The following is a 6,209-nucleotide window of genomic DNA, read 5'->3' on the forward strand; positions in this document are numbered from 1 at the left end:
TGATTATTCAAAAAGGAGAAATTATTACAACTATTTACGGTAATGGAAAAGTCTCCATCAGGATGATTAAAAACGAGAATGAAGCTAAAGAAGAACTTGAAAGACTGAAGAGCATTATCAATGAAGCTATCGCAAAAGGTGTAGCCCCAGCCCCCAGGGAAAAGATAAGGGTAGATCTCAAGGAGGTTTACAGATACCTTCCCCTGACCAGCTGCGGGAAATGCGGAGAACAGGGATGCTACAGCTTTGCCATCAAGCTTATGGCAAGACAGGCTTCTCTGGATAGCTGTGCACTTCTTAAAGAACCTGAGTACGCAGGTAATCAGGAGCATCTGCAGGTTTTGGTCAACTATATTTAAACCCGGTTAACAAAACAAATTTGTTTGGAGGAAATTTTGAAGACTCTTACTATAGTGCTTACTGACGGTCCTTATATTTCCGAATATGCTGAAATCGCCTGCAAACTGGCCGACAGCGCGCTTGAACAATATCAGGTGAACATATTTCTCTACCTGGACGCGGTTCATATCCCAAAAAAAGGCCAGACCCCTTCCTTTTTTACCAGTGCAGGTGAACTTTTCACAGGACTTGCAGAGAAAGGAGCTGTAATCAGGGCATGTGCCCGGTGCGCTGCTGCAAGAGGCTATATTGCAGAGGAGGAAAACGAAAACGGAAGTAACTGCAGGGACTACCTCCCCGGAATAAAGATTTCCAGCCTTTATGAACTAGCTGAAATGTTGAAAAAGAGTGATAGAGTAATCTCACTGCCAAGATAAGCCTGACGAAACGAGGTCTGAACATGAAATCAGTTTTCTATCTTCTGGACTCTGCCCCATACGGCAGTGAAAAAGCCTTCGGAGCGTTAAACGCAGCTGCAGTAAGCCTTGCAGGAATGCGCGTAACCCTCGGCCTTTATGGAGATGGAGTTTATCTTGCAGTTGCCGGACAGGAAAGCAAAAAACTCGGAGTGCCAAACCTTTCAGATATTCTCTACTCTTATGGTGAATTAAGAGTGCTTGTGCATGAACCTTCACTGATTGAGAGAGGCCTTTTTGGGGAAACGTTTATAGAAACCCTGGAACTTGCTGATGAAGAGGACTTCCTCGAAGAAATGGAAAGCTTTGAATGTGTGGTCTTATTTTAAAAAGAGGTAATAGTGTGCAAGAAGAATATGATGTATTCCTGCTGACAAAGCCTCCTTTCAGCCTGCGGTCGGAACTGTGCCTCAAATTGATTGCTCGCTCTGGAAATGCAAGGATCTATCTTGCAGGCGACGGAGTATATCACCTGCTTTCAGGCATACAGGAAATGTCTGGATGTACAGTTTATGCCTGTCAGGAAGATCTTGAAGCTCGAGGTATAAGCGGCAGAGAGAATATCATAATTCCGGAAAACTTTTATGCCGTATTTATAGAGGATGTAATGGAAAACTGCCGACGTTCATACACATTTTAAATGAAGGTTATAAGTGAAGGTTGGCGGACAATAAACTGAGAATTACCTGACAGGATAGTCTTAATATGGCCGAAAAACTCCCGCCTGAAATTATTGAGGGATTGGAATGCGTAAGCCGTCTGCATGAACAGGCAGTCTGTGACCACGAAAAATGCAGGGAATTTAGCGAAAAACTATCCGCCCTTCTTGTCAGGGTTGAGGATATGAAATTTTACAGGATGGCAGACAGGCTGATGAGTATCCTCATAAACTGCAGCCCAAAAGAGGCCTCCCATTGTGAAAAAGCAACACTTGTGGGAGAGATGATGAAAGAAGTAACTAAAGAGACTCAGAAGGCGGCAGGAAAGTAATAAAAGAGTTGTTTAACTTGAAAAGAACAGGTTTTAGAACATTTCTTTTTTAGCCATGGTTATTCCTAAAATAACCGAGATAAATATGGAAATTATGAAAATGATTGCAAAAGCGTGAGGATTATTCTCGAACGGGACGTTAACGTTCATTCCGAAAAAACTTGCGATCATCGTCGGAATCGATAGTATAATGGTAACGGATGTCAGGAACTTCATCACAATGTTTAAGTTATTTGATATGACCGATGCATACGCATCCATTGTCCCGCTTAATATATTGCTGTAGATGTTTGCCATTTCAATTGCCTGCTTGTTTTCGATAATGACGTCATCAAGCAGTTCGGAATCTTCGGGATACATTTTAATAGGGTTTGATCTCTGGATTTTTTCAAGAACCATTTCATTGCTTTTAAGGGAAGTGGAAAAATATACAAGACTTTTTTCCAGCTCAAGGAGCTGAATTAACTCTTTATTTCTCAGAGACCTGTGCAGCCGGCTCTCGATCAGACCGCTTGTCTTGTCAATATCCTGAAGGTACCGGAGGTACAATTTAGAATTTTTATAAAGAATTTGTAAAAAGAAACGTGTTTTTTTGAATGTATAAAAGGACTTTATTCTCCGTTCAATAAAGTCTTTTATTATGTAGTTTTCGCGGAGAGAGACCGTGACAATATTCTTATCGGCAATAATAATTCCAAGAGGAACCGTATAATAAACTCCCCCTTCCTGAGATTTTTTACTTGGTACAGGAGTGTCTATTAACACAACGGTACAGTCTCCGTCAAGTTCAATCCTTGCACGTTCCTCTTCATCAAGGGCAGCTTTAATGTGCTCGACAGGAATGTTCAGATTTTCCGAAACATAAGAGATTTCCTTTTCATCGGGGTTTACCAGATTGATCCATGCTCCATTTTCAACCTGATCAAGGGTTACCATTCCAGTATCTGTTGATTTGAATATCTGAAGCATGCATATTTCTCCCTGTCATAAGTGCTTTAGAACCACGTTTTTCATCTAAAAGTAACTGACAATTTGTAACCTTAAGCAAAACATGAATATATAAATAACTTTTTGAGCCAAACAAAAAGCCAGGGACAGAAAATAAGGACAGAAAATAACAGTGACCACAGAGAAGAAATGGAAACCTTCTGAAATTCAGGTCTGACTACATGCAACCCGCAGGTCAACAAAAAAGTTTTATAATCCATAAATTATTGTTGCTCGTTTTTACTATCAGAAGCCATCAGCAAGATTAGCGGGGGATATAAAACATTACAAACACGCCCACGAGTGCTATCAATGCACCTATTACTTCATATCTGTCAGGTCTCTTTTTGTCGACAAAAAATCCCCAGATCAGAGAGGAAATAATAAAAATTCCTCCATATGCAGCATAAACTCTGCCGAAATTTGCCGGTTGAAAGGTGGGGATGATGCCATAGACAGCTAATATCAGCCCTCCCAGAAGCCCAAATGATATTCCTTTATTTTCCCTTAACCACAACCAGACCAGATACCCGCCTCCTATTTCAAAGAGGGCAGCCAGGAAAAAAAGACCGAGAGAAATTCCCATGTCAATCATTCAGCTTCCTCCTTCCTGGGCCAGTAATAGATAATTGAAACTCCCACCAGAATGATGATAGCGCCTATCAGGTCATAGGTATCCGGGGGTATTTTATCGAAAACCCAGCCCCATAAAAGGGACATAACAACAAAAATGCCTCCGTAAGTCGCATATATCCTGTGGAAATATGACGGCTGGAAAGTGGGTACGACTCCGTATAGAAACAGAACTGCTGCTCCAAGGAGTGCAAAAACCAGTTCTCTTCCTTCGCGCAGCCATTGCCACATGAGGTATCCGCCTCCTATCTCAAAAATGCCTGCAAGGATAAAGAGAAGAATGGTATACAGAAAGCATTTTTTTCTGGATATGCAGCTTGATTCTACTTTAATTTTCATACCCATAAAACGCTGCAAAAAATATATAAATAAACTCATTTTCTCTTCCGCCTGGAGATTTACAGCAAACAGGGAAATACAGGCCCCCAGATTGTTTCAAATATTTTTGAAATAGGAAATTTTATATAGTTTCTTTCAAATAGATTTGAAATAATAACAGGAAAATTTGAAAAAATCTGGTGGAAAAATGACTCTTGATCCTGATTATCTTATGTATCTCTTCTCTGTCGGGCTTCAGTCGCTGCAGGAATATCTGGCTCTGCATGTGCTGATGTGCCTTTTGCCCGCCTTTTTCCTGGCTGGTGCAATTGCGTCCCTCTTTTCCAAAGAATCCGTATTGAAGTTCTTTGGAGCAGATACCCCTAAATACATTTCATATACCGTAGCTGCGGCTTCAGGATGCCTTCTTGCGGTCTGCAGCTGTACGACTCTTCCTCTTTTTGCAGGAATATATAAAAGAGGAGCAGGTATAGGTCCCGCAACCACTTTCCTGTTCTCTGCCCCGGCAATCAATATCCTTGCAGTTGTTTATACCGCTAAAATCCTGGGATACGACCTTGGAGCTGCAAGGGCTTTTTCGGCAGTGCTTCTTTCAGTGGTTATAGGCATGACGATGTCTCTGGTCTATGAGAAGAAAGGAGCGGAACAGAGATCCATCAAAACATTCAGCCAGGAGGGGCACAAGCACACGGTTGAACTCTTTATTTTGCTCATTGCGGTCCTTGTGGCTCCCGAAATCATGTCTGCCTGGAAATGGAAATACACAACTCAGATCATTGCCTGGATACCCTTCATAGGAATTACAGCTTACCTCTCTCTCAAATGGTTCTCAAAAGAGGAACTTAAAAGCTGGATGGGAGAAACCTGGTTCCTTATAAAACAGATTACCCCTCTGCTTCTCCTTGGTGTATTTTTCGCAGGCATTATAGTTGAAGTGCTTCCAAAAGAGTTTGTAGCTTCTCTTGTAGGAGGAAGTTCGCTTAGTTCAAATTTCATCTCTTCGATAGCTGGAGCTCTGATGTACTTCTCCACTCTTACAGAAGTGCCTATTATCAAAGCTCTTACCCTGCTTGGAATGGGAAAAGGACCTTCCCTTGCCATGCTTCTTGCAGGTCCGGCACTCAGCCTGCCGAGTATGATTGTTATTAACAGGATTATGGGAGCAAAGAAAGGCATGACTTATATTTCCCTGGTAGTATTGATTGCAACTGCTTCAGGGTATGTGTTTGGGACCATGTTTGCATAAACAGAAGTCGAATAGAATCAAGTAGAGGTTACATTAAAAGTAATATCATAAATATTCACTAAGCTTATATCTAAAAATATAAAGGTAAACGAATAAAAAGTAAACTAAACAGCAGGTGAGAAAAGTGAAAATCGAAATACTGGGTACAGGCTGTGCCAAATGCAAAAAGACGAAAGAGCTTGCCGAAAAAGCCGTTAAGGAAGCAGGTGTGGACGCTGAGATAGTTAAGGTTGAAGATTTTGACAAAATTCTGGAATATGGGGTTATGATTACTCCTGCCCTTGTTGTTGACGGAGATGTCAAAGTTGCAGGCAAGGTCCCAAGCATAGAAGACATCAAGAAATGGATCACAAAATAAGCAGAGTGAGCATCAAATGGATTAAAGTTATCACCAGATGAGATGATTTTCAAATATAAAAGGAGACAAAAAAATGGCAGAAGAAACTAAATGTTCTTGCGGCTCGGCAAACGTTGCGCTTTTCCCCTGCACAGGGGCAGCAAATGTAGGGCAGATCTCAAACAAAATAGCGATTGCGCTTGAAGAGCAGGGGATTGGAAATCTTATGTGTACTGTGGGTATCGGAGCCAGAGCTCCTGGGCTCATGAAATCTGCCGAAGCTTCGGACAGGATTATTACAATTGACGGCTGCCCGGTAAACTGTGCAACCAAAACCCTTGAACTGGCAGGTTTTAAGGTTGACCGCCAGATCGTAATTTCCGAACTGGGGGTTAAGAAAACCAGGGACAGAAACCCAAAGGATGAAGAAGTAGCTGAAGTCCTTGAAAAGGTTATGGAAATACTGCAATCGGAGTGATATTCACTCCATTTTTTGTTTAAAGCCTGCCCTTCTGACTTTCTTTCAGATTCTTGGTCGGCTGCTTTAGTTTTTAATTAATTTGGAATAGTTTCTGGTTCCTCTTAGAATCCCTGACCGGTCTTAACTTAATTCTTGACCGTTTTTCTCTAACAATAACAAACCTTTCGATATAATCGTCTTATAGATGCTGATTTACCTAATTTAATTTTTTATCTCCCGTATATCCAGGTAAAATACTTATATCATTTCGTATACTTGGATATATCAACATATTTTGATGTATCAAATCATTTTCTTATGTTATACAAACGAAACCTGATGATTTAAGGAGAATTGTAATGAAACAATTGCATAAAATACAGAGCAAAGAACGAATTTCTT

11 protein-coding genes are annotated in these 6,209 nt (G+C 41.0%); 8 read left to right on the plus strand and 3 right to left on the minus strand.

From position 1 onward, the window contains the following. From PLL47_RS11745 to PLL47_RS11765, 5 genes are all read left to right on the plus strand, one after another. Positions 1 to 359 (plus strand): (Fe-S)-binding protein (locus tag PLL47_RS11745; protein WP_324446392.1); only part of this gene is annotated, 359 nt, incomplete at its 5' end. A 36-nt stretch (positions 360 to 395) separates the two neighbouring features. Further along, positions 396 to 776 (plus strand): DsrE/DsrF/TusD sulfur relay family protein, encoded by a 381-nt coding sequence (locus PLL47_RS11750; RefSeq protein WP_324446393.1) that lies wholly within the window; start codon positions 396 to 398, stop codon positions 774 to 776. A gap of 23 nt (positions 777 to 799) precedes the next feature. Next, the gene (locus PLL47_RS11755) at positions 800 to 1,144 is read left to right on the plus strand and encodes a DsrE family protein (protein WP_324446394.1); all 345 of its coding nucleotides are present in this window, start codon (positions 800 to 802) and stop codon (positions 1,142 to 1,144) included. Between the two features lie 14 nt (positions 1,145 to 1,158). After that, positions 1,159 to 1,455, plus strand: a complete 297-nt coding sequence (gene tusB / locus PLL47_RS11760; RefSeq protein WP_324446395.1) for a sulfurtransferase complex subunit TusB — start codon at positions 1,159 to 1,161, stop codon at positions 1,453 to 1,455. Between the two features lie 65 nt (positions 1,456 to 1,520). After that, positions 1,521 to 1,805 (plus strand): hypothetical protein, encoded by a 285-nt coding sequence (locus PLL47_RS11765; RefSeq protein ID WP_324446396.1) that lies wholly within the window; start codon positions 1,521 to 1,523, stop codon positions 1,803 to 1,805. Positions 1,806 to 1,838: 33 nt separating this feature from the next. Here the strand turns inward: PLL47_RS11765 and PLL47_RS11770 are convergent, their stop codons facing one another. The 3 genes from PLL47_RS11770 to PLL47_RS11780 form a co-directional block, all read right to left on the minus strand. Then, a complete protein-coding gene (locus tag PLL47_RS11770; RefSeq protein ID WP_324446397.1) occupies positions 1,839 to 2,774 on the minus strand; it encodes a magnesium transporter CorA family protein in 936 nt (311 codons plus the stop codon). Positions 2,775 to 3,057: 283 nt separating this feature from the next. Beyond that, positions 3,058 to 3,387, minus strand: coding sequence for a YnfA family protein (locus PLL47_RS11775; protein WP_324446398.1), 330 nt, complete (start codon positions 3,385 to 3,387; stop codon positions 3,058 to 3,060). After that, positions 3,384 to 3,764: a YnfA family protein gene (locus PLL47_RS11780; protein WP_324446399.1), complete on the minus strand. Its 381-nt coding sequence runs from the start codon at positions 3,762 to 3,764 to the stop codon at positions 3,384 to 3,386. Before PLL47_RS11780 ends, PLL47_RS11775 begins: the two co-directional genes overlap by 4 nt. Positions 3,765 to 3,951: 187 nt before the next feature. Between PLL47_RS11780 and PLL47_RS11785 the strand changes: the two genes are divergently transcribed. The 3 genes from PLL47_RS11785 (at position 3,952) to PLL47_RS11795 (ending at position 5,825) form a co-directional block, all read left to right on the plus strand. Next, positions 3,952 to 5,010: a permease gene (locus PLL47_RS11785; protein WP_324446400.1), complete on the plus strand. Its 1,059-nt coding sequence runs from the start codon at positions 3,952 to 3,954 to the stop codon at positions 5,008 to 5,010. 124 nt (positions 5,011 to 5,134) lie between these two features. Beyond that, a complete protein-coding gene (locus tag PLL47_RS11790) occupies positions 5,135 to 5,368 on the plus strand; it encodes a thioredoxin family protein (protein WP_324446401.1) in 234 nt (77 codons plus the stop codon). Positions 5,369 to 5,441: 73 nt separating this feature from the next. Next, on the plus strand, positions 5,442 to 5,825 hold the full coding sequence (locus PLL47_RS11795) for a putative zinc-binding protein (RefSeq protein WP_324446402.1): 384 nt from the start codon (positions 5,442 to 5,444) through the stop codon (positions 5,823 to 5,825). Positions 5,826 to 6,209 lie beyond the last annotated feature (384 nt).

This window comes from Methanosarcina sp., from assembly GCF_035390745.1.
Taxonomy (GTDB): Archaea; Halobacteriota; Methanosarcinia; order Methanosarcinales; family Methanosarcinaceae; genus Methanosarcina.

Bases quoted from the DNA above. Each gene is read 5' to 3' on its own strand.
- PLL47_RS11755 (WP_324446394.1), top strand. From the start codon at position 800: ATGAAATCAGTTTTCTATCTTCTGGACTCTGCCCCATACGGCAGTGAA.
- PLL47_RS11765 (WP_324446396.1), top strand. From the start codon at position 1,521: ATGGCCGAAAAACTCCCGCCTGAAATTATTGAGGGATTGGAATGCGTA.
- PLL47_RS11770 (WP_324446397.1), bottom strand. From the start codon at position 2,774: ATGCTTCAGATATTCAAATCAACAGATACTGGAATGGTAACCCTTGAT.
- PLL47_RS11775 (WP_324446398.1), bottom strand. From the start codon at position 3,387: ATGATTGACATGGGAATTTCTCTCGGTCTTTTTTTCCTGGCTGCCCTC.
- PLL47_RS11780 (WP_324446399.1), bottom strand. From the start codon at position 3,764: ATGAAAATTAAAGTAGAATCAAGCTGCATATCCAGAAAAAAATGCTTT.
- PLL47_RS11785 (WP_324446400.1), top strand. From the start codon at position 3,952: ATGACTCTTGATCCTGATTATCTTATGTATCTCTTCTCTGTCGGGCTT.
- PLL47_RS11795 (WP_324446402.1), top strand. From the start codon at position 5,442: ATGGCAGAAGAAACTAAATGTTCTTGCGGCTCGGCAAACGTTGCGCTT.